At 67.9% G+C, this 24,163-nt stretch carries 23 protein-coding genes; 11 read left to right on the forward strand and 12 right to left on the reverse strand.

The window, feature by feature from the left end:
* Positions 1–232: 232 nt before the first annotated feature.
* Positions 233–2,128 (forward strand): ATP-dependent zinc metalloprotease FtsH, encoded by a 1,896-nt coding sequence (gene ftsH, locus B7Z76_RS04810; protein WP_174502578.1) that lies wholly within the window; start codon positions 233–235, stop codon positions 2,126–2,128.
* Here the strand turns inward: ftsH and B7Z76_RS04815 are convergent.
* Complete coding sequence (locus tag B7Z76_RS04815) at positions 2,089–2,697, reverse strand: endonuclease/exonuclease/phosphatase family protein (protein WP_174502579.1); 609 nt, start codon at positions 2,695–2,697, stop codon at positions 2,089–2,091. The two genes, ftsH and B7Z76_RS04815, sit on opposite strands and share 40 nt — an antisense overlap.
* 124 nt (positions 2,698–2,821) lie before the next feature.
* Between B7Z76_RS04815 and B7Z76_RS04820 the strand changes: the two genes are divergently transcribed.
* Positions 2,822–4,225 carry a phosphatidylserine/phosphatidylglycerophosphate/cardiolipin synthase family protein gene (locus B7Z76_RS04820; protein WP_291342477.1) on the forward strand — a complete coding sequence of 468 codons (1,404 nt, stop codon included), beginning with the start codon at positions 2,822–2,824 and terminating at the stop codon, positions 4,223–4,225.
* A gap of 57 nt (positions 4,226–4,282) precedes the next feature.
* On the opposite strand, the gene B7Z76_RS04825 is transcribed toward B7Z76_RS04820, so the two are convergent.
* Together B7Z76_RS04825 and B7Z76_RS04830 are read right to left on the reverse strand one after the other, a co-directional pair.
* Positions 4,283–5,128 carry an alpha/beta hydrolase gene (locus B7Z76_RS04825; protein ID WP_291342479.1) on the reverse strand — a complete coding sequence of 282 codons (846 nt, stop codon included), beginning with the start codon at positions 5,126–5,128 and terminating at the stop codon, positions 4,283–4,285.
* Between the two features lie 24 nt (positions 5,129–5,152).
* Positions 5,153–6,187 carry a polyprenyl synthetase family protein gene (locus B7Z76_RS04830; RefSeq protein ID WP_201712636.1) on the reverse strand — a complete coding sequence of 345 codons (1,035 nt, stop codon included), beginning with the start codon at positions 6,185–6,187 and terminating at the stop codon, positions 5,153–5,155.
* 109 nt (positions 6,188–6,296) lie between these two features.
* Here B7Z76_RS04830 and B7Z76_RS04835 point away from each other — a divergent pair, with 109 nt between their 5' ends.
* Positions 6,297–6,503: a DUF2007 domain-containing protein gene (locus B7Z76_RS04835; protein ID WP_174502582.1), complete on the forward strand. Its 207-nt coding sequence runs from the start codon at positions 6,297–6,299 to the stop codon at positions 6,501–6,503.
* A complete protein-coding gene (locus tag B7Z76_RS04840) occupies positions 6,500–7,219 on the forward strand; it encodes a tRNA1(Val) (adenine(37)-N6)-methyltransferase (protein ID WP_174502583.1) in 720 nt (239 codons plus the stop codon). Before B7Z76_RS04835 ends, B7Z76_RS04840 begins: the two co-directional genes overlap by 4 nt.
* A gap of 10 nt (positions 7,220–7,229) precedes the next feature.
* On the opposite strand, the gene B7Z76_RS04845 is transcribed toward B7Z76_RS04840, so the two are convergent.
* Complete coding sequence (locus B7Z76_RS04845; protein WP_236656227.1) at positions 7,230–7,709, reverse strand: host attachment protein; 480 nt, start codon at positions 7,707–7,709, stop codon at positions 7,230–7,232.
* 218 nt (positions 7,710–7,927) lie between these two features.
* Between B7Z76_RS04845 and B7Z76_RS04850 the strand changes: the two genes are divergently transcribed.
* A complete protein-coding gene (locus B7Z76_RS04850) occupies positions 7,928–9,421 on the forward strand; it encodes an acetyl-CoA hydrolase/transferase family protein (protein ID WP_291342480.1) in 1,494 nt (497 codons plus the stop codon).
* Positions 9,422–9,503: 82 nt separating this feature from the next.
* Here the strand turns inward: B7Z76_RS04850 and dnaN are convergent, their stop codons facing one another.
* The gene (dnaN, locus tag B7Z76_RS04855) at positions 9,504–10,628 is read right to left on the reverse strand and encodes a DNA polymerase III subunit beta (RefSeq protein ID WP_174502585.1); all 1,125 of its coding nucleotides are present in this window, start codon (positions 10,626–10,628) and stop codon (positions 9,504–9,506) included.
* Between the two features lie 200 nt (positions 10,629–10,828).
* Between dnaN and B7Z76_RS04860 the strand changes: the two genes are divergently transcribed.
* The 3 genes from B7Z76_RS04860 (at position 10,829) to B7Z76_RS04870 (ending at position 15,402) form a co-directional block, all read left to right on the forward strand.
* Positions 10,829–12,562 carry an ABC transporter permease subunit gene (locus B7Z76_RS04860; protein WP_291342482.1) on the forward strand — a complete coding sequence of 578 codons (1,734 nt, stop codon included), beginning with the start codon at positions 10,829–10,831 and terminating at the stop codon, positions 12,560–12,562.
* Between the two features lie 9 nt (positions 12,563–12,571).
* Positions 12,572–13,891 (forward strand): AAA-associated domain-containing protein, encoded by a 1,320-nt coding sequence (locus B7Z76_RS04865; RefSeq protein WP_291342484.1) that lies wholly within the window; start codon positions 12,572–12,574, stop codon positions 13,889–13,891.
* 62 nt (positions 13,892–13,953) lie between these two features.
* Positions 13,954–15,402 (forward strand): lyase family protein, encoded by a 1,449-nt coding sequence (locus B7Z76_RS04870; RefSeq protein ID WP_291342486.1) that lies wholly within the window; start codon positions 13,954–13,956, stop codon positions 15,400–15,402.
* On the opposite strand, the gene B7Z76_RS04875 is transcribed toward B7Z76_RS04870, so the two are convergent.
* Entirely contained in the window at positions 15,321–16,289 is a 969-nt protein-coding gene (locus tag B7Z76_RS04875) for a LysR family transcriptional regulator (RefSeq protein ID WP_291342488.1), read from the reverse strand. The genes B7Z76_RS04870 and B7Z76_RS04875 overlap by 82 nt on opposite strands.
* A gap of 98 nt (positions 16,290–16,387) precedes the next feature.
* On the opposite strand from B7Z76_RS04875, the gene B7Z76_RS04880 reads away from it, so the two are divergent.
* The gene (locus B7Z76_RS04880) at positions 16,388–16,813 is read left to right on the forward strand and encodes a DoxX family protein (protein WP_291342489.1); all 426 of its coding nucleotides are present in this window, start codon (positions 16,388–16,390) and stop codon (positions 16,811–16,813) included.
* A complete protein-coding gene (locus tag B7Z76_RS04885; RefSeq protein ID WP_174504753.1) occupies positions 16,813–17,595 on the forward strand; it encodes a class III extradiol ring-cleavage dioxygenase in 783 nt (260 codons plus the stop codon). Before B7Z76_RS04880 ends, B7Z76_RS04885 begins: the two co-directional genes overlap by 1 nt.
* Here the strand turns inward: B7Z76_RS04885 and B7Z76_RS04890 are convergent.
* Genes B7Z76_RS04890 through B7Z76_RS04915 form a run of 6 tightly spaced genes read right to left on the reverse strand, consistent with a single transcriptional unit; the run spans position 17,571 to position 23,183 of the window.
* Positions 17,571–18,812, reverse strand: coding sequence for an MFS transporter (locus B7Z76_RS04890; protein ID WP_236656229.1), 1,242 nt, complete (start codon positions 18,810–18,812; stop codon positions 17,571–17,573). The two genes, B7Z76_RS04885 and B7Z76_RS04890, sit on opposite strands and share 25 nt — an antisense overlap.
* A gap of 29 nt (positions 18,813–18,841) precedes the next feature.
* Complete coding sequence (mctP, locus tag B7Z76_RS04895; protein ID WP_174502591.1) at positions 18,842–20,371, reverse strand: monocarboxylate uptake permease MctP; 1,530 nt, start codon at positions 20,369–20,371, stop codon at positions 18,842–18,844.
* Between the two features lie 12 nt (positions 20,372–20,383).
* Positions 20,384–20,590, reverse strand: a complete 207-nt coding sequence (locus B7Z76_RS04900; protein WP_174502592.1) for a DUF3311 domain-containing protein — start codon at positions 20,588–20,590, stop codon at positions 20,384–20,386.
* Positions 20,591–20,640: 50 nt separating this feature from the next.
* Positions 20,641–21,255 carry a guanylate kinase gene (gmk, locus tag B7Z76_RS04905; RefSeq protein WP_174502593.1) on the reverse strand — a complete coding sequence of 205 codons (615 nt, stop codon included), beginning with the start codon at positions 21,253–21,255 and terminating at the stop codon, positions 20,641–20,643.
* A gap of 6 nt (positions 21,256–21,261) precedes the next feature.
* Positions 21,262–22,170 (reverse strand): YicC/YloC family endoribonuclease, encoded by a 909-nt coding sequence (locus B7Z76_RS04910; RefSeq protein WP_174502594.1) that lies wholly within the window; start codon positions 22,168–22,170, stop codon positions 21,262–21,264.
* Positions 22,167–23,183: a site-specific DNA-methyltransferase gene (locus B7Z76_RS04915; protein WP_174504754.1), complete on the reverse strand. Its 1,017-nt coding sequence runs from the start codon at positions 23,181–23,183 to the stop codon at positions 22,167–22,169. Before B7Z76_RS04915 ends, B7Z76_RS04910 begins: the two co-directional genes overlap by 4 nt.
* Before the next feature lie 208 nt (positions 23,184–23,391).
* On the opposite strand from B7Z76_RS04915, the gene B7Z76_RS04920 reads away from it, so the two are divergent.
* The gene (locus tag B7Z76_RS04920; RefSeq protein WP_174502595.1) at positions 23,392–24,162 is read left to right on the forward strand and encodes an enoyl-CoA hydratase-related protein; all 771 of its coding nucleotides are present in this window, start codon (positions 23,392–23,394) and stop codon (positions 24,160–24,162) included.
* Position 24,163 lies beyond the last annotated feature (1 nt).

Here is a 24,163-nt window from a genome sequence, read left to right on the forward strand (position 1 = left end):
TCGCCACACGATATGACAAAACCGCACGAAATTTCCTCGCTGGTATTTGCCTCGTCCTCGCCGTCACATCTTGGATCAGTTGAGTCCAGAGCCTAGAGCTCTTTCCGATCCGGTTGGATCGGATGTAGTGCTCTATCATATTGATAAGCCGAGCATCTTTATCCGATCAGATGAGTCCATCTGATCGGATGATGCTCTAGACTGTCGGCGCAACCTTCAGGGCCAGACGGACATGGACATCAGGCGCGAGCACAAGATCAATTTCTGGTTTCTGATCGCGGCGATGATCGGCGTGCTGCTGATCCAGACCCTCATCGCCCGTCCGCCGGATGTGCGCACCATCCCGTACAGCACGTTTCTCTCGCTGGTGAAGTCCGGCGGGGTGACCGACCTGCGGATCGACCAGGACAGGATCACCGGCCGCTTCACCAATCCCGCGCCCAAGACGCCGGCAACCTTCGAGACCAACCGCGTCGATCCCGCACTGGCAACGACGCTCGGGGCCGCGGGCATCAGCTTCGCCGCCACACCCGGCCCCACGCTGATCGAGCGCGCGCTCGGCTGGATCCTGCCGGTGTTTCTCTTCGGGCTCATCTGGCTGTTCCTGATCCGCCGCATGGCCGGGGACTCCGGCGTCGGCGGCATGATGTCGATCGGCAAGAGCCGGGCGAAAATCTATGTCGAGAAGGACATCAAGGTGACGTTCGCCGACGTGGCGGGGGTCGACGAGGCGAAGGCCGAGTTGCAGGAGGTGGTCGATTTCCTGCGAAACCCGAAGGAATACGGGCGGCTTGGCGCCCGCGTCCCGAAGGGGATTCTGCTCGTCGGCCCTCCGGGCACCGGCAAGACGCTGCTGGCCCGCGCCGTCGCCGGCGAGGCGGGGGTGACGTTCTTCTCGATTTCAGGGTCGGAATTCGTCGAGATGTTCGTCGGCGTCGGCGCGGCCCGTGTGCGCGACCTGTTCGAGCAGGCGCGGCGGCAAGCGCCGGCGATCGTGTTCATCGACGAGCTTGACGCACTCGGCCGCGCGCGGGGCGGCATCTTCACCGGCGGCGGGCATGACGAGAAGGAGCAGACGCTGAACCAGTTGCTTACCGAACTCGACGGGTTCGACAGCAGCACCGGCGTGGTTCTCCTCGCCGCAACCAACCGCCCCGAGATTCTCGACGCGGCGCTGCTGCGCGCCGGCCGGTTCGACCGCCAGGTGCTGGTCGACCGGCCCGACCGCACGGGACGCATCGCCATTCTGGGCATCCACGCGAAGCGGATCACCCTGGCCGCGGATGTCTCGATCGAACAGGTCGCGGCGCTGACCCCGGGCTTTACCGGTGCCGATCTCGCCAATCTGGTGAACGAGGCCGCCTTGCTCGCCACCCGCCGCCGGGCCGATGCCGTGACGCTGGAGGATTTCAATCAGGCGATCGAGCGGATCGTCGCCGGGCTGGAGAAACGCAACCGGCTGCTCAACCCGCATGAGCGGGATATCGTCGCCCATCACGAAACCGGCCATGCGCTGGTCGCCATGGCGTTGCCGGGCGCCGATCCGGTGCAGAAGATCTCGATCATCCCGCGTGGGATCGCCGCCCTCGGCTACACGATCCAGCGCCCGCTGGAGGATCGCTACCTGATGGACCGGCGGGAGCTGTTTCAGCGGATGACGGTGCTGCTGGCCGGGCGAGCGGCCGAATCGCTGGTGTTCGACGAGGTCTCGACCGGGGCCGCGGACGATTTCGTGAAGGCCACGGAAATCGCCCGCAGCATGGTGCTGCGCTACGGCATGGTGCCCGAGCTGGGGCTGGTCGCCTATGAAGCGGATTCCGGCAGTGCCTGGCTCGGCGGTGCGGCGTCCGCCGATCTCCGGCAGCGCCGCTATGGCGAGCGGACGGCGGATGCGATCGATGCCGCCGTGCGGGAGATTCTCGATACCGCCTTCGAGGCGGCGCGGCTGATCCTGCGGCAGAACCGCGCCCTGCTCGACGAGGTGGCGGACGACCTGCTGCGCCGGGAAACGCTCGCCGCCGCCGAGCTCAGGCTCGTCGAGGCCCGGGTGGTCCGGCCCTCCGCCCTGCCCTTCCTGCCGGCGCCGGATCAGCCGCCGGCGGCGGCGAGCGTCACCACGATCGGGTGATGGTCCGAACTGCCGCGCGCGAGCACCCGCGTCTCGTGCGCCTGCAGGCCACGCACCATGCAGCGGTCGAGCCGGAACGGCACCATCTCGCCGGCGCGGCAGGTGGTCTGACGCGGCCCGACATCGCGAAACCCCCTGAGGCGGATCGGACCGACCGCGTTGTAATCGCCAAGGATCGCCGCCGGGCCATCGAGATGGCGGGCGATGTGACGAAGTTGCAGCCGGTTGAGCATCTGGCCGTGCGAGAGATGAACGTTGGCAAACGTGATCCCGCCCGCCTCCACCAGCAAGGCGAGGCGCGGCGGCACCCGGCCGGGCATCACGGAGGCGGGCAGACGCACCGTTCCGGGCTCGGCCAGCTTCACCGGGCTCCATGCCGCAAGCCCGTAGATCCGCCCCTGCATCGGCGCGCGATAGAACCAGCCGCCGCAGAGATCCGTCACCTGCGCGATCGATTCGGTGGCCTCCTGCATCAGCATCAGGTCGGGGCTGTATTCATCGATCAGCGCCGCGACCTCGCGAGCCTCGGCGCCAACCCGGCGAAGCAGGTTCCAGCTGATCAACCGCATCCGCACGCCTCCCGTGATCCACGCGGCGGGACCGGCCTGCCGCAGGTTACCTCAGGGGATATGGTGGCAACGCCCCGATCTTGTGTATGCATGTCGGCATGGCAGCCCATGACGGATGGCGCGGATGCCGCCGCTGATCCTCCTGGCTCTGGCGATCCATGTCGGCATCGCCATCGCGGTGACGCGGCACGCCCTGCTGCGCAAGGCGGATGTGCGGGCGGCTCTCGGCTGGATCGCGGTGGCCTGGCTGTCGGCAATCATCGGCGGCCCGCTCTACTTCGCCTTCGGCATCAACCGGATCAACCGGCGCGCGGGGCGTCTTTCGGCGCAGGCGGAAACCCGCGGCGTCCGCTTCGGCGATGCAGCACCACCCGACGCCCCGCCGCCGCTGCAGGCATTGGCCCGGGTCGGCCAGCGCGTCACTGGCGTCGCGGTACGGCAAGGCAACGCCATCGCGATCCTGCATGGCGGGGACAGGGCCTATCCCGCCATGCTGGAGGCGATCGGCGGGGCGCAACACAGCGTCGCCCTCGCCTCCTACATCTTCCGCCATGACGATGTCGGCCGCCGCTTCATCGCGGCGCTGGCGGCGGCGCAGGCGCGCGGGGTCGCAGTGCGCGTTCTCGTCGACGGCGTGGGTGGCGGCTGGCTGCGCGCACCGGCGATCCGCGCGCTGCGCCGCGCCGGCGTGCCATGCGCGAAATTTCTCCACAGCTGGGCGCCCTGGCGCATGCCGCTGCTCAACCTGCGCAACCACAAGAAGCTGCTGATCATCGACGGCGAAGCCGGCTTTACCGGCGGGCTGAACATCGGCGCCGAGAATCTCGCGCATGGCGAGGCCCGGAAGCGGGTGGACGATGTTCACCTGCGCATCGACGGGCCGCTCGCCCGGCAATTGATGGCGAGTTTCGCGCAGGACTGGCTGTTCACCACTGGCGAGGCGCTGGAGGACGAGGCCTGGTGGCCGGAGATCGCGGATGCCGGTGCGACCCCGGCGCGCGGCATTCGCTCCGGGCCGGACGGTGACCTGTTCAATCTCGAGACGGTCCTCGGCGCCGCGCTGACCCTCGCCACGCGCCGGATCAGGATCGTCACCCCCTATTTCCTGCCCGATACGCGGCTGGAATTCGCCCTTGCCCAGGCGGCGCTGCGCGGGGTGGACCTGCAGATCGTCATCCCGGCGCGGAGCGATCATCGACTGATGGACTGGGCGATGCGCGCCCATCTGCGCTTTTTCCCCGCCATCCGCCCGCATGTCAGGCTCGGCGCGGCGCCCTTCAACCACGCCAAGCTGGTCACGATCGATGGCGCCTGGTGCCTCATCGGCAGTTCGAACTGGGATACGCGGAGCCTGCGGCTGAATTTCGAATTCGACGTCGAATGCTACGATCCCCGGGTCTGCGCCGAGATCGATGCGCTGATCGACACCAAGGTTGCAGCCGCGGCGGCCCTGCCGCCGATGCCGGTATCGGCAGGTCTAGCGCCGCTGCGCGACGCGGCGGCGAGACTGCTCCTGCCCTATCTCTGAGGCGACCACCACATGGCCGATCCCGGTGCAGGAGTCAGGCCGGGGCAGGATAATGCTCTAGGACAGCAACCCGAGCGCGGTGCGGGTCAGCTCGCCATCCGGGCGGCGCAGCGCATCCAGGATGGTGAAATGATCGGCGCCCGCGACCGGCACCAGCGGCCCCGGCGCATGGCTCGCCGCGCGCAGGGCGTGCAGGTCGCGACTATCGCTGACCAGAGCCGCGAGTTCCCGGCTTCCATAGGCGATGGCGAGCGGCTTGGCGACCGCCGGCAGCCGGAGCGGCGACAGCGCGGCCACCTGCTCGTCGGTGAGGTGGAGCTTCTCGTCGAGATAGGTATCGCGCAGCGGCCCGAGCTCGAACACGCCGGAAATGGCGAGCCCGGCCGTCACGCGCGGATGGTTCAGCCCCATCGCCGCGAGATGCCCGCCGGCCGACCAGCCCGAGAGCACCACCTTGCCGGACACGCCATGGGCGGCGCCGTGGACGGCGAGCCAGTCCAGCGCCTGATGGATCTCGGCGACGATCTCGGCAAGCGTGGCCTCCGGTGCGAGCGTGTAGCCGGGCAAGGCGCAGGACCAGCCATGCGCACGCACGCCCTCGGCGAGGCAGGCGAAATCCTCCCGCCGGTTACGCTGCCAGTATCCGCCGTGAATGAACACGAGGCAGGGGGCATCGGCGGTCCCGGCCGGGTAGATGTCCCACAGATTGCGCTCTCGCGGGCCGTAGCGCAGGTCGAGCGCCTCGGCGTGGCGGGCGCGGTATTCGCGGGAGGCGGCGATCCGCGCCTCGTTCAGCGTCGGGCTTTCCGGCACCGCCGAGCTGTTATCATAGGCGCGGTCGCGCTCGGTGCGGCTCATCCGGCCCCATTCGGCACAGAGCCCGCGCAAGGGCGGCATGGTCATGCGTTGTCTCTCCCGGCAGCAGGGTCAGCGATGGCGGGAGACAGCATAATCCGCCGCCTCCATCATCAGCGCGCGCAGCGGATCGTCCGGCAGCGCGGCCAGCGCGGCCTTCGCCTTACGCGCGAAGGCGTCGGCTTCGCGCACGGTCTGCCCGATGGCGTCGTGCCGGGCGATCAGTTCGAGTGCGGTGGCCAGATCGGTCTCGGTCTGCTCACCGGTCTCGATCGTCCGCCGCCAGAACCCGCGCTCGGCGTCGTCGCCGGCGGCATGGGCGACCAGGACCGGATAGGTCAGCTTGCCCTCGCGGAAATCGTCACCGACGGTCTTGCCAAGCTCGTTCTGGTCGGCCGCGTAGTCCAGCGCATCGTCGACCAGCTGGAACGCCATGCCAAGGGCGGCGCCATAGGCTGAAAGTGCGGCGCAGATGGCCTGGTCGCACCCGGCGACAACACCGCCAACCTCGCAGGCGGCAGCGAAGAGCGCGGCCGTCTTGCCCTCGATCACCTTGAAATAGCGCGGTATGTCGGTGCCAAGATCGTTCTGGGTCGAAAGCTGCAACACCTCGCCCTCGGCGATAGTAGCCGACGCGTTGCAGAGAATCCGCAGCACCTCCAGCGAGCCATCCTCGACCATCAGCTCGAAGGCGCGGGCGAACAGGAAATCGCCCACCAGCACCGAGGCCTTGTTGCCGAACACGGCATTCGCGCTGGCCAGTCCGCGGCGCAGCTCGCTGTCGTCCACCACGTCGTCATGCAGCAGCGTGGCGGTGTGGATGAACTCGACGCAGGCGGCGAGGCGGATATGCCGCTCGCCGCGATAGCCGCAGAGCCGCGCCGCCGCGAGGGTGAGCAGCGGGCGCAGCCGCTTGCCGCCCGCGGCCACCAGATGCGCCGCAAGCTGCGGGATCAGCTGGACGTCGCTCGCCATGCGGGCGACGATCGTCCGGTTCGTCGCGTCCAGATCGTCGCGCAGGACAGAGGCAAGCCGATGCAGGGAATCGTCATGCGAATGCATGCGCGGGTTTCCGCCGTCCTGTCCCGAGGTGAGCAGCCCATCCACAGCCGGTGTCAACCTTGTGTTTCCATTGAGATACGGACAGCATATCGGCCGGAAGGTTGAGGGGTCAAGGCGGCGGACCACGAACCCCAGCGCACGGGAGAGGAGCGGCGTGGAAACGATCATTGCGTCCAACGACACGATCCGGCTGAATTTCCTGATGGCCCTGCTGCGCGATGCCGGGCTGGCGCCGGTTCTGCTCGACCAGAATATCGCCGCGATCGAGGGCAATATCGGCGCCTTTCCGCGCCGGATCGCGGTGGCGGCGGACGAGGCGGCGCAAGCCCGGCGCATCCTGCACGAAGCCGGCGAGGCATGACCCGCACCGAGGGCACGCTGCTCGCCGGCCGCGTCCGCTATGCCCAGCCGGCGAGCGGACATCGCAGCGGAATCGAGCCCGTGCTGCTTGCCGCCGTCGTGCCGGCGCGGCGTGGCGACCGGGTGATCGAGGCCGGGACCGGCGCCGGCGCCGGGCTGCTCTGCCTTGCCCATCGCGTGCCGGGGCTATCTGGCGCCGGTATCGAGCGCGACCCCGCAATCGCGGCCATCGCCCGCACCAATCTGCGGGCGAACGGCCAGGAGGGACTCGCCGTCATCGCCGCCGACATCACCCGCCCGCCTTTGGCCGGACCGTTCGACCATGCCTTCGCCAACCCGCCCTGGCGGGCCCCTGCCGACACGCCATCGCCCGATCCCGGCCGGCGACTCGCCTATGAGGCGCCAGGCGGGCTGCTGGCGGCCTGGACGGCGGCGCTCGCAAGCCTGCTGCGCCCGCGCGGCAGCCTGTCGTTGATCCTGCCCGCCGCCTCGATCGACGCAGCGCTCGAAGCCACCCGCGCCGCCGGCTGCGGCGCCACGCGGCTGCTGCCGCTCTGGCCGCGGCTAGGCCGGCCGGCGAAATTGTTCATCCTCCAGGCTACGCGCGGCAGTCGCGGCCCGACGGTGCTGCTGCCGGGGCTTGTCCTGCATGAGGGCGAAGGGTTCAGCGAAGCCGCCAATCTCGTACTGCGGGACGGTGCGGCGATCGATCTCTGAGGCGGCGGCCTTATCGCCGCACGGGCCGCGCGGGATGCAGGCCGGCCGGCAGAACCGGCTCCAGATGCGGCCAGAGATCCGGGTCGGGCACTTTCACCAGATCATGCGCGAGGGTGCCGATCAGGTTGCGCGCCGGCAGCGGGCCGAGGGCGTCGCGCAGCGTCGCCAGCAAGCGTGCCGGAGCCACAAGGATCAGCCCGCCGAAACTGCCCTCCGGCAGGGCGTTCAGCTCGGAGGCGATGGTGCGGGCAAAATCGGATTTTTCCACCTGATGCGGATCATGCCGCGGCTGGACCGCGTGATGCGCCGTCGAGAAGCTGTGAAACGCGGCGCCGGGGCCGTCGCTGCGCAGGTCCGACGATCGCAGATGCGCGGTGACGGATTCGAAACGCCGCTCGGTCTCGAGCTTGCCCGGAGGGCGGATCCGCACGAAGCGGGCCTGCGCGCCATCGGCGATCACGATCAGGAGATTCTCGCTGCTGGTCATCATCGTGGGCTCCACGCGAATTGGTCTGGTAAGTCTAGACCATCGGGCCGGCGGCGGGAGTTGTCCGATCGGACGACGCAGCGAACAGCGATCCGCACGCCAGCCATGCGCAACAGAAGCGGCAAAGCCCGGATTTGCTTGATTTCGCTCATTGAAACGTTTCGCAACCGCGAGCACACCGCACAGCCGGAAACACCGGCAACGCAGGGAGTTCACGCGGAATGTATCGTGACCGGATCAGGCTGGAGACGCTCTGGGGCAAGGTGATGTCGGCCGAGGAGGCCGCGCTGTCGATCAGGGACGGAATGGTGATCGGCATGAGCGGGTTCACCCGGGCGGGTGACGCCAAGGAGGTTCCGGTGGCCCTCGCCGAGCGCGCCCGGCACGATCCGCTGCGGATCACGCTGATGACCGGCGCCTCGCTGGGCAACGATATCGACAAGACGCTGGCCGAGGCCAACGTGATCGCCCGCCGCATGCCCTTCCAGGCCGATCCGGCGCTGCGCCGCCGCATCAATGACGGCGAGGTGATGTTCATCGACCAGCATCTGTCAGAAACGGTTGAGCAATTGCGCGCGCGCCAGCTTCGCCCGGTCGACATCGCCGTGGTCGAGGCGACGGCGATCAACGAGAAGGGCGGCATCGTGCCCACCACCTCGGTCGGCAACGCCGCGAGCTTCGCCGTGCTGGCGGAGAAGGTGATCGTCGAGATCAACATGACGATGCCGCAGGAACTCGAAGGCTTGCACGACATCTATTTCCCCTCGCGCCGCCCCTATCGTGAGCCGCTCGGGGTGATGCGGCCGAGCGACCGGATCGGCCTGCCCTATGTGCCGATCGACCCGCAGAAGATCATCGGCATCGTCATCACCAGCAAGGCCGACAGCCCCTCGCGCATCGAGCCGCCCGATGACGACACCGCCGCGATCGCCGGGCATCTGCTGGAATTCCTCGACCGCGAGGTGCGCGAGGCGCGGCTGTCGCCCTCGCTGATGCCGTTGCAGGCCGGCATCGGCAGCATCGCCAACGCGGTGCTGCACGGCTTCACCGAAAGCCGGTTCAGCAACCTCACCATGTATTCCGAGGTCTTGCAGGACAGCACGATCGCCCTGCTCGACAGCGGCCGCCTCGTCTTCGCCTCCGGCTCGTCGATGACACTGTCGAAGCCGCTCTACGAACGGGTTCTCGGCGATATCGGCCGCTACCGCGACCGGCTGGTGCTGCGCCCGCAGGAAATCAGCAACCATCCCGAAATCGTCCGTCGCCTCGGCATCATCGGCATCAACACGGCGCTGGAGGTGGACATCTACGGCAACGTCAATTCCACCCATGTCGGCGGCACGCACATGATGAACGGCATCGGCGGCTCGGGCGATTTCGCCCGGAACGGCCATCTCTCCGTATTTGTCACCAAGTCGCTGGCCAAGGAGGGCAGGATTTCGAGCGTCGTGCCGATGGTCTCGCATGTCGATCATACCGAGCACGACGTGGACGTGATCGTCACCGAGCGGGGGCTGGCCGATTTGCGGGGTCTTGCCCCGCGCGAGCGGGCGGCGCTGATCATCAGCAACTGCGCGCACCCGCTCTACCGCGATGCGCTGCGGGATTATTTCGATGAGGCGATCCGCACACGGGGCGGCCAGACCCCGCATCTGATCGAACAGGCGCTTTCCTGGCACGCCCGCCTGCGCGAGAGCGGCACGATGCAGGGATGATGCTCTGTTCACCAATATTATAGAGCACTACATCCGATCCGTTCGGATCAGATGTAGTGCTCCAGGGTGCGGTGCCGCTTGGTCAGACCCGCATCGGCATGAGAACGAAAATCGCGCTCTCGTCGCCGGCGGCGCGCACCAGGGTCGGTGCCGCGCCATCGGCGAAGCAGAACTCCACCTTGCCCTTGATCTGCTCCGTCACGTCGTTGAGGTAGCGCGCCTGGAAACCGATCTCGAGCGGTGTCGAATGATATTCGACCTGCGCCTCGTCGAGTTCCTCCGTTGCCGTGCCCTGGTCGGGGCTGGTGGCGGAAAGCACCAGGAGGTCGCGCCCGACCGAGAGTTTGACCGGCTTGTTGCGCTCGGAGGTAATGGCCGAGACGCGCGCGACCGCGGCAGAGAAGTCCGCCGTCTCGACGCGCAGCACCTTGTCGTTGCCGATCGGGATGACCTTGGAATAGTCGGGATAGGTGCCATCGATCAGCTTGCTGGTCATCCGCATCGTGTCCAGCTCGAACTGGATGCGGGTTTCCGACAGCGCGATCGAGACATCGCCGGAGACCTCGTCGAGCAGCTTGCGGATCTCGTTCACCGTCTTGCGCGGGACGATGACGCCCGGCATCCCCGCCGCACCCTCGGGCAGAGGTTCCTCGACCCGGGCAAGACGATGCCCATCCGTCGCCACCGCGCGGAGGACCTGCAAGCCATCCGATTCGGCGGCGTGCAGGTAGATGCCGTTGAGATAATACCGCGTTTCCTCGGTCGAGATCGCGAAGCGGGTGCGGTCGATCAGCCCGCGCAGCGCCTGCGCCGGCACCGCGAAGCGATGGGTCAGCTTGCCGGCATCGAGCTTCGGGAATTCATCCGTCGGCAGCACGACGAGCTTGGTCGCATAGCGCCCGGCGCGCAGCGCGAGCGGTGCGTCGCCGCCCGGATGGTCGAGTTCGATCTCGGCATTGTCCGGCTGGCGGCGCACGATCTCGTAGAGTGTCGCGGCCGGCGCGGTCACCGATCCGTCACGCATCGTCGTTGCGGCGACTTCCTCGATCAGCGCGATTTCGAGGTCGGTCGCGGCAACGGTCAACCGCCCTTCCCGCACCGCCAGCAGCACATTGGCCAGGATGGGAATCGTGTTGCGTTTTTCGACAACGTTCTGAACATGGGCCAGCGCTTTCAGCAGCGTTGCCCGATCCGCCTTGAGCTTCATGCGATCCTTCCAGTCAGCCTGACCGGGCGGCTTCCGCACCCGGGGTCTTGCTGCATAGCCCAGTTCGAACGGGAATTGAACCATCCCGCGCATCGGCCGGTGGGTGACAGCAGCGGAAAGCCGGGCTAAGGCAGGGCAGGCGGGGTGCAGCGCCCGGCTTCAGTTCGACAATCGGCACTCGTTTCAAAGCGGATCGGCACATGACACGACCAGTCCCGCCCGCCCTCGTTCACGGTCGCCGGCTGCCCAACGCGTGGGACGCCGCGGCGATCGCCCTCGTCTTCGCCTTGCTGATCGGTGTTGCGCATGTGGCGCGGGGCACGCTGACGCCGCTGGCGCAGATGCAGTCCGGCCACATTCATCTCGACCCGGCCTGGCTGCCCGGCTACGCGCTGCGCACCACGATGCGCATGTTCGCCGCCCTGCTGGTCTCGCTCGGCTTCACCTTCACCGTGGCCACCCTCGCCGCGAAAAGCCGGCGCGCGGCGATCATCGTCATTCCGGTTCTCGACATCCTGCAGTCGATTCCCATTCTGGGCTTCATCTCGTTCACCGTGCTGTTCTTCCTGCACCTGTTCCCCGGGCAGGAACTCGGCGCCGAACTGGCCGTGGTCTTTGTCATCTTCACCAGCCAGGCCTGGAACATGGCGTTCAGTTTCTACCAGTCGCTGACCACGGAGCCGGCGGACCTGATCGAGGCCTGCCGCAGTTTCGGGCTGACCCCCTGGCAGCGCTTCTGGCGGCTCGACGTGCCTTTCGCCGTGCCCGGCCTCGTGTGGAACACCATGCTGTCGATGTCCGGCGGCTGGTTCTTCGTCGTTGCCTCCGAGGCGATCACGGTCGGCAACACCACTTTCACCCTGCCGGGTATCGGCTCCTATGTCGCGGTCGCACTGCAGCACCGGGATTTCGCGGCGATCGTCTATGCGCTGCTGGCCATGCTGGTGGTGATTTTGCTCTATGACCAGCTGCTCTTCCGCCCGCTCGTCGCCTGGTCCGGCAAGTTCCGGTTCGAGACCGTGCCCTCCGCCGGCGAGACCGAACCTTGGGTGCTGCGGCTGCTGCGCCGTACTTTTCTACTCCGCGCGGCGGGGGACTGGCTGAGCGACCAGTTTGCCCACATCGTCCGCCTGCGCCTCGGCCGGGCGGAACGGACGTTCGTGTCCGCGGGGCGGCACCGTGGCGCCAGCCGGATCGGCGACGCCGCCTTCTATGCCGTCGTGATCATCGCGGCCGGCATCGCCTCGGCGCAGGTGGTCGAGTTCTGCGCGCGAACGATGCACTGGAGCGATCTTGCCCGATGCGTCATTCTTGCCCTCTACACGCTGGCGCGCGTGATCGCGGCGCTGGCAATCTCGTGCCTGGTCTGGGTGCCCGTCGGCGTCTGGGTCGGGTTCCGGCCCTGGGCGACCCGGCTGGTTCAGCCGGCAGCGCAATTCCTCACCGCTTTCCCGGCCAATCTGGTCTTCCCGGTCGTGGTCGCCGGCATCGTCTATTTCCGCCTCGCCCCGGATATCTGGCTGACGCCGCTGATGGTCCTCGGGACGCAGTGGTACATCCTGTTCAACGTGGTCGCCGGTGCCGCCGCCCTACCCGGCGATCTCAGGGAGGCCGCGGCGAATTTCCGCCTGCGCGGGCTGCTGCGGTGGCGCCGGCTGATCATTCCCGGGATACTGCCCTATTTCGTCACCGGCGCGCTGACCGCGACGGGTGCCGCCTGGAACGCCTCGATCGTCGCGGAGGTGGCGTCCTGGGGCCACACCACGCTGGTCGCGCGCGGGCTCGGCGCCTATATCGCGCAAGCGACCGTGGCAGGCGATACCAGCCGCATCGTGCTCGGGGTGGCGGTGATGGCGGCGTTCGTGCTCGGCTTCAACCGGCTGGTATGGCGGCCGCTCTACGCCTATGCGAGCCGACGGACCAATTTCGGATAAGGAGGAGAGATGGACCAGCAAACCGCGCCCGGCATCCTGCTCGATGTCCGCAACTGCCGGCAATCCTATCCGAAGGAAGCCAACAGCGAACTCATCGTGCTCGATGACGTCAACGTGACGCTGCGCGAGGGCGAGATCGTCGGCCTGCTTGGCCGCTCCGGCTCGGGCAAGTCCACATTGCTGCGGATCATTGCCGGCCTGCTGCGCCCGACCCGTGGCGACGTGTCGTGGAAGGGCACGCCGGTAAGCGGCCCGGTGCGCGGTGTTGCCATGGTGTTCCAGAGTTTTGCGCTGTTTCCCTGGCTCACGGTGCAGGAAAACGTCGAACTCGGGCTGGAGGCGCAGGGCGTGGCGAGGCGCGAGCGCGAGGAGCGCACCGAGGAGGCGATCGACCTGATCGGTCTCGGCGGCTACGACGGTGCCTATCCGAAGGAGCTTTCCGGTGGCATGCGCCAGCGCGTCGGCCTTGCCCGCGCGCTGGTCACCCATCCCGACCTGCTGCTGATGGACGAGCCGTTCTCGGCGCTCGACGTGCTGACCGCCGAAACCCTGCGCACCGACCTCATCGATCTGTGGTCGGAAGGCAAGCTGCCGGTGAAATCGATCCTGATCGTGACCCACAATATCGAGGAGGCGGTGCTGATGTGCGACCGTATCCTCGTGTTTTCATCCGATCCCGGGCGGGTCGCGCACGAGCTGCGGGTGCCGTTTCCGCATCCGCGCAACCGGCTCGACCCCGCCTTCCGCAAGATGGTGGACGACATTTACGCGGTGATGACGCGGCGCAAGTCGCCGGCCGACCTGAAGGCCGAGGCCACCCGCCCGGCCACCGGCTTCGCCACCCCGCTGCATCCGATCGGCACCAACCTGATGTCCGGCCTGATGGAAACCCTCGCCGCCCCGCCCTATGACGGACGGGCCGACCTGCCGGCGCTCGCCTCGGTGCTGCAATACGAGGCCGACGAATTGCTGCCGCTCGGCGAAACGCTGCAACTGCTCCGCTTCGCCGAGCTTGAGGATGGCGACATCCGCCTCACCGAGCAGGGACGCAACTTCGTCCATGCCGATACCGAGGAGCGCAAGCAGATCTTCGCCGCGGCGGCGCTGGCCAATGTCAAGCTCGTCGCCGCGATCCGCCAGGTCATCGACGAGCGGTGGAACCACCGCGCCTCCGCCGTTCGCTTCCGCGACGAGCTCGAGGATCACATGTCGCCCGAGCGCGCCGAGGAAACGCTGCGCACCGCCATCTCCTGGGGTCGCTACGCCGAGATCTATTCCTATGACGAGGAAGCCCAGCAGTTCAGCCTCGAGGATATCGAGGAGGAATAGGCCCGGCCGGCCTTGCCCCCCGCCTGCTTTAACCGGCGGGGGCGGCACGCCATCTGCTCTGGATGAATACCGGAGCAGAAAGACTGCGCGACGTGCCGGTCGGCATCGATGCGACCGGCACCCGCACCGAGCATGATTCGATGGGCGCGATCGAAGTGCCGGCGGATCGCTACTGGGGGGCCCAGACCCAGCGAAGCCTGCGGCATTTCGCCATCGGCGAACGGATGCCGACCGCGCTCTACCGCGCCTATGCGCTGGTCAAGAAGGCGGCGGCCGAGGCGAATGAGGAGCTTGGCGTGCTGCCCGGCTGGAAGGTGGCGGCGATTATCCGCGCCGCGGAGGAGGCGATGGCGGGCGCGCTCGACGATCATTTCCCGCTGCATGTCTACCAGACCGGCTCGGGCACGCAGTCCAACATGAACCTCAACGAGGTGTTGGCCGCGCGGGCGAACCAGTTGCTCGGCGCCGCCCCCGGCGCGCACGCGCCGATTCACCCGAATGACGATGTCAACCGGTCGCAATCCTCCAACGACACCTTCCCCACGGCCATGCATGTCGCAACCCTCGCGGCGCTGGACGACGAACTCATCCCCGCCATCGACGCGCTGGCCGGCGCGATAGAGGCCAGGGCCGCTGCCTGGATGGACATTCCCAAGACCGGCCGCACCCATCTGCAGGATGCGGTGCCGCTCACCGTGGGGCAGGAATGGTCAGGCTATGCGCACCAGCTGCGCGACGCGCTGGCGCGGGTCCGGGACTCGCGCGGCGGGCTGCTCGAACTCGCCGCCGGCGGTACCGCGGTCGGCACCGGCCTCGCCGCCCCCGCCGGCTTCGGCCGGGCGATCGCCGCACGGATCGCCGCGCTCACCTCCAAGCCCTTTGTCACCGCGCCGAACAAGTTCGCTGCCCAAGCCTCGCTCGATGCGATGGTGGCGACGATGGCCTCCCTGCGCGGCCTCGCCGTAGCGCTGATGAAGATCGCCAACGACATGCGCTGGCTCGCCTCCGGCCCGCGCTGCGGGATCGGCGAGCTTCTGCTGCCGGAAAACGAGCCGGGCTCCTCGATCATGCCCGGCAAGGTGAACCCGACCCAGTGCGAGGCACTGGTGATGGTCTGCATCCAGACCATCGGCGATGACGCGGCGGTCGCCTTCGCCGGCAGCCAGGGCAATTTCGAGCTGAACGCGATGCGTCCGCTGATCATCAACAACGTGCTGCGCACCTGCCGGACCATGACGGAGTCCTGCACCGCCTTCCGCCGGTTCTCGGTCGAGGGGACCGAGCTGAACCGCGTGCGGATCGACGAGCAGCTCGGCCGCTCGCTGATGCTGGTGACGGCACTGAGCCCGGAGATCGGCTATGACCGCGCCGCCGCCATCGCCCATCACGCGGCGGAACACGGCCTGACGCTGCGCGAGGCGGCGACTGGCTATGGCGGCGTCGACCCCGCGACGTTCGACCGGCTCTGCGATCCGGCGAGGCTCGTCGGCTCCGGCGTGGCCGGCGCCTGACCCCGCCCGGCAAAGATCGGCTCCGCCGCGCGCATCCTCGCCGCCAGCGCATCGGCGACGGCGCGGATCCGCGGCACGTCGCGCGTATCCTCGTGCTGGACCAGCCAGATTTCCCGCTCCGGCAGCGGCGGCGAATCGATCCGTGTCAGCCCCGCGCCGAGGGCAACGTGGTGCCCGAGCACGGCGATGCCCAGCCCGGCGCGGGCGGCGGCGAGCTGGCTCACCCGGCTGTCGGTCCTGAGGGCGACGGATGCCTTCGGCGCCATTGCCGCCAGGGCATCGAGCTCAGGATAGGCGCCGGTCTCGTCGCGCGACAGGATCAGCCGGTGCCCCTCGCCCTCGCTGCCCGGCAGGGCGGGCGCGCGATGCGCGGCAAGATAGGCCTCGTTCGCATAAAGACCGAACGATACCGTGCCGATCCGCCGGCCGAGCAGCGATTGCCCGCGCGGCCGCGCCAGGCGGATTGCCAGATCAGCTTCGCGCGCCGCCAGCGAAAAGGTCCGGTCGTCCGCGATCAGCTCGACCACGATCCCCGGATAGCGGGACGCAAGATCGCCGAGCGCGGGCATCAGCACGGCAGCCGCGAAATCGGCGACGGTGGTCAGCCGCACCGTGCCTTCCAGCCGTACATCCCGGCCGCTGACCGCGCGCTCGGCTGCCAGCGCCGCCGCCTCCATCCGCTCCACCTCGGCGCGCGCCGCCTCGCCGGCGACGGTCAGCCGGAAGCCGCGCGGCGTGCGTTCCAGCAGCCGCACCCCGGCCCGCGCCTCCAGCGCCGCGAGCCGCCGCCCCATCGTCGATTGCCGCACGCCAAGCCGGCGCGCTGCCGCCGACAGCGTCCCCTCGCGGGCGATGGCGAGAAAGCTGCGCAGATCATCCCAATCCATCGGCGTTTCCATGCAAAATCGCATGACGATAACCGAAAATTCGGGTATTAACCATCCGACTTCGCATGGTTATCTCGGCTGTGAAGGAGATCACGCATATGGACCCAAAAATCGATGCAAGAACGGCCGGCTATGGCGCGCTGCTGCTGCGCCTGACCCTCGGCTTCCTGTTCTTTGCCCATGACTGGCTGAAATACGCCATTTTTACCCCCGCCGGGACGGAGCATTTCTTCGCCAGCCTCGGCCTGCCGGGCTGGTTCGGCCTGTTCGTCATGCTCTGGGAGCTTGCCGCCGGCGTTGCGCTGGTGCTGGGGATCTGGGCCCGCCTCGCCGCGCTGCTGATCGTGCCCGACCTGATCGGCGCCATCGCGCTGGTGCATATCCATAACGGGTTCTATTTCACGGCGAAGGGCGGCGGATGGGAATATCCCACGTTCTGGGCCGTCGCACTCGTGGTGCTTGCCCTGATCGGCGATGGTCCCTACGCGCTTGTCCCGACCCCGTTCGGCCGGAGGACGACATGATGCAACCCGCTCTCTTCGTCAGCCACGGTTCGCCGATGCTGGCGCTGACCGAAACCCCGGCGAGGAGCTTCCTCGCCGGACTTTCCGCCACCCTGCCCCGGCCGCGCGCCATTCTCGTCGTCTCCGCGCATTGGGAGACGGACGCGCCGATGGTCAATGCGGTCGAGCGCAACGGGACTATTCACGATTTCTTCGGCTTCCCCCGCGCGCTCTACCAGTTGGCCTATCCCGCGCCGGGCGATGCGGCGCTGGCCCAGCGCATCGCTGCCCTGCTCGGCGAGGCCGGTTTCCCGACCGGGCTCGACCCGAAACGCGGGCTCGATCATGGTGCCTGGGTGCCGCTGCTGCTGGCCTATCCGGCGGCCGACATCCCCGTGCTCCAGCTTTCGGTCCAGACCCGGCTTGGCCCGCGCCACGCTTTCGACATCGGCCGCGCACTGGCCCCGCTGCGGCGCGAGGATGTGCTGATCGTCGGCTCCGGCAGTTTCACCCATGACCTGCGGCGCTTCCGCGGCCAGCCGGTCGACGCGCCGGAAACCGAGGACGTGACGGCGTTCAGCGCCTGGATGGACGAGGCGATTGCCGGCAACGACATCGCCGCCCTGCTCGACTATCGCGCCCGCGCGCCGCATGCGCGCGACGAGCACCCGACCGAGGAACATCTGCTGCCGCTCTTCACCGCGATCGGCGCCGGAGAGGGCGACGCGGCGCGGCGACTGCACAACTCGACCGAACACGCCATCCTGCGGATGGATGCCTACGGGTTCGGCCTTCCGGCCTGATACCGCACCGCCCAGCGCAGCGGGATCAGCGAGGCGAGCAGCAATAGCCCGGCGACGACGAGGGCGGTGCCCGAGCGGGGCACATCCGCCGTGCCGTCAGGCCCCAGCGTCGCCGCATAGATCGTGGTGAACAGCAGCGGACCGACCAGCGCGGTCAGCCCGGTCAGACTGGCGAGCAGGCCCTGCAACCGCCCCTGCTCGCGCCCGCCAATCCGGTGCGCCATGATCCCCTGCACCGCCGGCATCGCCAGCCCCCAGGCCGAAAGCACCGGCACACCGATCCAGAAAATCTGCGAATCGGGTGCCAAGCCGAACAGCACGAACCCGGCGGCACCGCCGATCAGGCCGAGGATGAGTGTCCGCGGCTCGCCGAGCCGGCGCACCATCGGCCCGACCACTACACCGCCGACCACGGCAAACCCCACCCCGGCGGCGGCGAGGGCCGCGCCGATCAGCTGCGGGCGCCAGCCGAACCGTTCCTGCACGTAGAGCACCATGACCGACGGCACCGCCTGCAGCGCAAGCGTACCGAGCGCGTAGATCGTCGCCGGCGCCGCCACGCCCGGCCGGCGATAGAAGCGCAGCGCATCGAGCGGATTGAGGCCCCGCCAGCCGATCCGTCGCCGCCGGCGCGGCGCGAGCGATTCCGGCAGCGCCACCAGGCCATACAGGAAATTCGCAAGAGACAGGCCGGCAGCGAACCAGAACGGCAGGCGCAGCGACACCGCGCCGAGCAGGCCGCCCAGAGCCGGCCCGAGCACAAAGCCGATGGCCGCGGCAACGCCCGAGACGCCGAAAGCCGCCGCCCGGCGCTCCGGCGGCGTGACATCGGAGATATAGGCGTTGGCCGCGGCGATATTGGCAGAGGAGGCGCCGGAAAGAATGCGCCCGGCGAGCAGCCAGCCGACCGACGGCGCCAGCGCCATCACGGTGAAATCCACTGCCTGGCCGAGGCAGGAGAGCAGGATTACCGGCCGCCGGCCGAACCGGTCGGACAGCGCGCCAAGCATCGGCGAGGCGATGAACTGCATCGCCGCCCAGGCCGCGCCAAAGGCGCCGAAGACATGCGCGCTGAGCACTGGCTGCCCGCCCACGAGCCCGGTGATGAGCGCTGGCAGCACCGGCAGGACGATCGCCATGGCCAGCATGTCCAGCAGGATCGTAGCCATGATGAAGCCGAAAGCGGCCCCGCGCCGGCGGGGCGTGGAGCCGCTCATCGACGATGGCGCAAGGCGCGCGCCATCCCTCAGGCGTAGTCGGCGCTGCTGGTGACGTCGCGCGTGCGGTCCGACTTGATGGCGTGGAACACCGGCGACAGCACGGTGGCCAAAAGCACGTTCACGACGAAGGTCGCCAGCGCGATGTAGCAGGGGAACGTCACACCGCCGATATGGAACGGATAGATCGATCCCTTCAGGTGGTTGAGCAACGCGAAATGCGTCGCCAGCCCGATGCCGACGGCCCAGCCCACCAGCAGCGCCCAGCCATTGTAGAACCGGGTGAACAGGCTGAACACAATGGACGGGAAGATCTGGATCATCCACATGCCGCCGAGCAGCTGCAGTTGGATCGCGTATTTCTGCGGCAGGCCGAAGATGAAGATCAGCGCGCCGATCACCATCACGATCGAGAACAGCTTCGCGATCTGCGATTCGGCGCTGGGCGACATGCCGGGGGCAACGAACTCCTTCCAGATGTCGCGGGTGAAGATATTCGCCGAGGCGATCGCCATGATCGCGGCGGGCACCAGCGCGCCGATGGCAATGGCCGCGAAGGCGACGCCGACGAACCAGCCCGGCAGGGTATGGATCAGCAGCGCCGGCACGGCGAAGCTCGGACCATAGGTCTTGAAGCCGGCGGCGAATTGCGGCAGCGCGGCAACGCCGGCGGCGATCGCCATGGCGCCGAGCAACGTGATCAGGCCGAGCATCAGCGAATAGGCCGGCAGGATGACGGCGTTCTTCCGCACCGTCTCGCTCGACCGGGCGGAGAGAATGCCGGTCAGCGCGTGGGGGTAGAGGAACAGCGCCATGGCCGAGCCGAGGGCGAGGGTCGCATAGCCCGAATAGACGCCCGTGGTGTGCGGGCCGGGGATGGGCAGCAGCAGCTTCGCATGCGCTATCTTGGCGAAGACACCCCCGAATCCGCCAAGGGAGGACGGGATCGCGATGATCGCGACGATGATCGTCAGGTAGATCAGCGTATCCTTTACCACCGCGATCATCGCCGGCGCGCGCAGGCCCGACGTGTAGGTGAAGGCGGCGAGCACGAGGAAGGCGAGGATGAGCGGCAGATGGCCGCCGAACCCGATGCCGAGATTGAACGCGCCGATCACCACCTGCATGCCGACGAGCTGAAGCGCGATATAGGGCATGGTCGCGATGATGCCGGTGACCCCGACGGCCAGCGCCAGCCAGCGGTTGCCATAGCGGCCGCGGACGAATTCAGGCCCGGTGACGAAACCGTATTTCGCCGCCACCCGCCACATTTTCGGGAACACGACATACAGGATCGGGTAGGCGACGATCGTGTATGGCACCGCGAAAAAGGCAATCGCGCCCGCGCCGAACATCAGCGCGGGAACGGCGATGAAGGTGTAGGCGGTGTAGAGATCGCCACCGATCAGGAACCACGAGATCAGCGTGCCGAACTGGCGGCCGCCCAGGCCCCATTCATGAAGCTGGCTGAGATCGCCGCCACGCCAGCGCGCGGCGAAGAAGCCCAGAATCAGGACGGCAACGACCAGAACGGCAAAGACAATGCCTGCAGCAAACATGGTTCGGGCTCCTCAGCTCTCGACGCGCCAGACGATCCAGATCAGGATCGCCGACAGCACGACCCAGAGGAGCTGGTACCAGTAGAAAAAGGGAAAGCCGGCGATTTCCGGCTTGGCGTGATTGAAGAATGGAACCCAAAGCGTGGCCACGAACGGCACCACGAGAAGGATCCGCCAGAACGAAACGCGTGGCTTACGCTCCGTGTTGTCATCGGGCATGGAATGACTCCGGGTTAAGTGAATGTCGATTACGACAACGTTACAGCCCTTTAGACGGACTTGCCCTCCCGGGGCAAGGTATCCTCAACAATCCGTGAGGTCGCCAGCCTGCAGGCGCGCCGGATGGCCCGCAGATCCGACAGTGCGGCGGAGAAATCCGTGTTTTCGATGATGAAATCGAATTCCATCTGGTGGGCCAGTTCGCTTTCGGCTTCCTCCATCCGGCGTTCGATGGTCTCGGCATCGTCGCCGCGCGCGACCAGGCGCGCCCGCAACTCCTCGACGCTGCGGGTGCGGATGAAGACGCCCACCACATCGTTCGGCAAGGCGCTGCGGAGCTGGCGAAATCCCTGCCAGTCGATGTCGAACAGGATGTCCCGCCCAGCGGCCAGCGCCGCCTCGACCGGTGCACGTGGCGTGCCGTAGCGCCGCGCGAACACAGTCGCGTGCTCCAGGAACGCGCCAGTCTCGACCATGGCGGCGAATTCTTCGGGCGATTTGAAGAAATAATGTTCGCCATCGACCTCGCCGGGCCGCGGCGCGCGTGTCGTCGCGCTGATCGACAGCGACATCCATGAATCGCCCTCGAGCAGGGCGCGCGAGAGCGAGGTCTTGCCCGCGCCCGAGGGGGCGGCGAGCACGAGGCACATGCCGCGCCGCTTCATGCCGGCCTACTCAATGTTCTGCACCTGTTCACGCAATTGCTCGATCGTCGCCTTGAGGTCGAGCCCGATCGCGGTCAGCTCCAGCGAAGCGGATTTGCTGCACAGCGTGTTCGCCTCGCGGTTGAATTCCTGCATCAGGAAGTCAAGCCGGCGGCCGACCGCCACGGCGTCGGCCAGCAGCGCGCGGGCGGCACCGACATGCGCGTCCAGCCGGTCGAGTTCCTCGCGCACATCCGATTTCGTGGCGAGCAGGGCGATTTCCTGGGCGAGCCGCTCCTGCGGCAGCGGATCGGCAGCGCCGAGCAGGTCGGCCAGCGCCGCCTGCAGCCGGGCGCGGTGCTGTGCCGCCTGTTCCGGCGCATGCGCTCTTGCCGCGGCGATCAGCCGCTCGATCGCATCGAGCAGGTCGCCGGCGATTACGGCAAGCCGCTGCCCCTCCTCGCGCCGCGCCTGGTCGAGGGCGGCGAGGGCAGCGTCGAACCCGGCCGCGAGGGTGGCGGCGAGAGCTTCCTGCCGCGCCGACTGCGCGTCATCGGCGGCCTCGTCGGCGAGGGCGGGGCGGATCACGCCGGGCAGGGCCAGCAGCGCCTCCGCGCGCGGCACCATCGCCCCGGGAATCCGGTCCGACAGTGCGAGGGCATGGCGCAGGAACCCTTCGAGCGCCGCCTCGTCCACCATCATCGCCGCCTGCGCCTCGCGCCGGAGCGTCAGCGTCGCCGACACATTGCCGCGTTTGAGCCGCTTGCCGGCGGCATCGCGCAGCGCCGGCTCCAGCGCGTCCAGCCCGGCGGGAAGGCGCAGCCGCAGATCGAGCCCGCGGCCGTTCACGCTGCGGATTTCCCAGACGAAGCTGGCATTGTCATGCGTGCCCGCGTGGCGGGCGAAACCGGTCATCGAGGCGAGAGACATCTTCATGGCCGCAGCGTTTCGCGCACATGATCGAGGGCGACAAGCCGCCCCTCGCGCTCGACATGCCAGAAGGTCCAGCCATTGCAGCTCGCCGCATTCTGCACCGCCGCGCCAACCTGATGGATCGAACCGCGATGGGTGCCGGCGATGATGCTGGCATCGGCTGCGACGGTGGCGCTGACGCGGCGCAACCGGTCGTGCAGCACCGTTCCCGGCGGAACCATGCCCCGCTCGACCAGCACGCCGAAGGCGATGCGGGGCGCATCGCGGCGGCTCGGCATCGCCTTGGTCAGATGCGCCGGCGCCGCCCGCATCTCGCGCAGCCGCGCCCAGCCGGCCTCGACATAGGCCGGATGCCGCTCGATACCGATGAAATGCCGGTTCAGCCGCTTGGCCACCGCCGCCGTCGTCGCCGTGCCGGAGAACGGATCGAGCACCACATCGTCGGGATTGGTCGCCGCCAGGATCACCCGGTGCAACAGCGCTTCCGGCTTCTGGGTGGGATGCAGCTTCAGCCCGTGCTGGTTGCGCAGCCTTTCGCCGCCGGTGCAGAGCGGGATCGTCCAGTCACTGCGCATCTGGGTGTCGTCGTTCAGCGACTTCATGGCCTGGTAGTTGAAGCGGTAGCGCGATGTCCGCTCGCGCGCCGCCCAGATCAGCGTCTCGTGCGCATTGGTGAAGCGCCGGCCGCGGAAATTGGGCATCGGGTTGGTCTTGCGCCAGATCACGTCGTTGAGGATCCAGAAGCCGAGATCCTGCATGATCGCGCCGAGGCGAAAAATGTTGTGATACGAGCCGATCACCCAGATCGTCGCGTCCTTGTGCATCAGCCGCCGCGCCTCGCCGAGCCAGCCGCGGGAAAACGCGTCATAGGCCGCGAAGTCGCTGAACTTGTCCCAGTCATCGTCGACACCGTCGACCACGCTGTCATCCGGCCGGCGAAGCTCGCCGCGCAGCTGCAGGTTATAGGGCGGGTCGGCGAAGACGCAGTCGATCGATGCGTCGGGCAGCATGCGCATCGTCTCGACGGCATCACCGAGCAGAAGCTGATCGAGCGGCAATTCGCGAATGGCGGTCAAGGGCAATTTGGGCCTCGGTCTGTCTCTCCCTCCTATACCTGACGAACCCGCCGTGGTCGCGTCAATGGCCGATTCGCATCCGGACCGGCAAAGCGGGTTGCATCGGCGGCGAATTGGGCCATCCTGCCCCGGCAATGCGGAGGATTTCATGCCCTACGAAATGATCATCACCGAAACCGACGGCGCCGTGGCGTTCATCCGGCTGAACCGGCCCGAGGCGCTCAACGCGCTGTGCGACCAGCTCATGACCGAGCTGGGCGACGCGCTGCGCGGCTTCGATGCCGATGCCGCGATCCGCTGCATCGTCCTGACCGGGTCGGAACGCGCCTTCGCCGCCGGCGCCGACATCAAGGAGATGGCCGACCGCACCTGGCCGGCAACCGGGCTCGACGATTTCATCGGCCGGTCGTGGGAGGTGGTGACGACGATGCGCAAGCCGGTGATCGCCGCGGTCGCGGGCTATGCGCTGGGCGGCGGCTGCGAGCTGGCGATGATGTGCGACATCATCCTCGCCGCCGATACCGCGAAGTTCGGCCAGCCGGAAATCGCCATCGGGGTGATCCCGGGTGCGGGCGGCACGCAGCGCCTCACCCGCGCCATCGGCAAGTCGAAGGCGATGGAAATGATCCTCACCGGCCGGATGATGGATGCGGAAGAGGCAGAACGCGCCAATCTCGTCGCCCGCGTCGTGCCGGCGGCGGAGCTGATGGCGGAGGCGACGAAACTGGCCAAGCGGATCGCCAGCATGTCTCCGGTGGCACTCCTGCAGGCCAAGCGCAGCATCAACGCCGCCTTTGAAACCACCCTGTCCGAAGGCATCAGATACGAGCGCGCTGCCTTCCTGCCGCTGTTCGGAACCCCGCATCAGCGTGAGGGCATGCAGGCCTTCATCGCCAAGCGCAAGCCGGATTTTTCCTGAC

The organism is Acidiphilium sp. 20-67-58, assembly GCF_002255515.1.
Lineage (GTDB): Bacteria > Pseudomonadota > Alphaproteobacteria > Acetobacterales > Acetobacteraceae > Acidiphilium.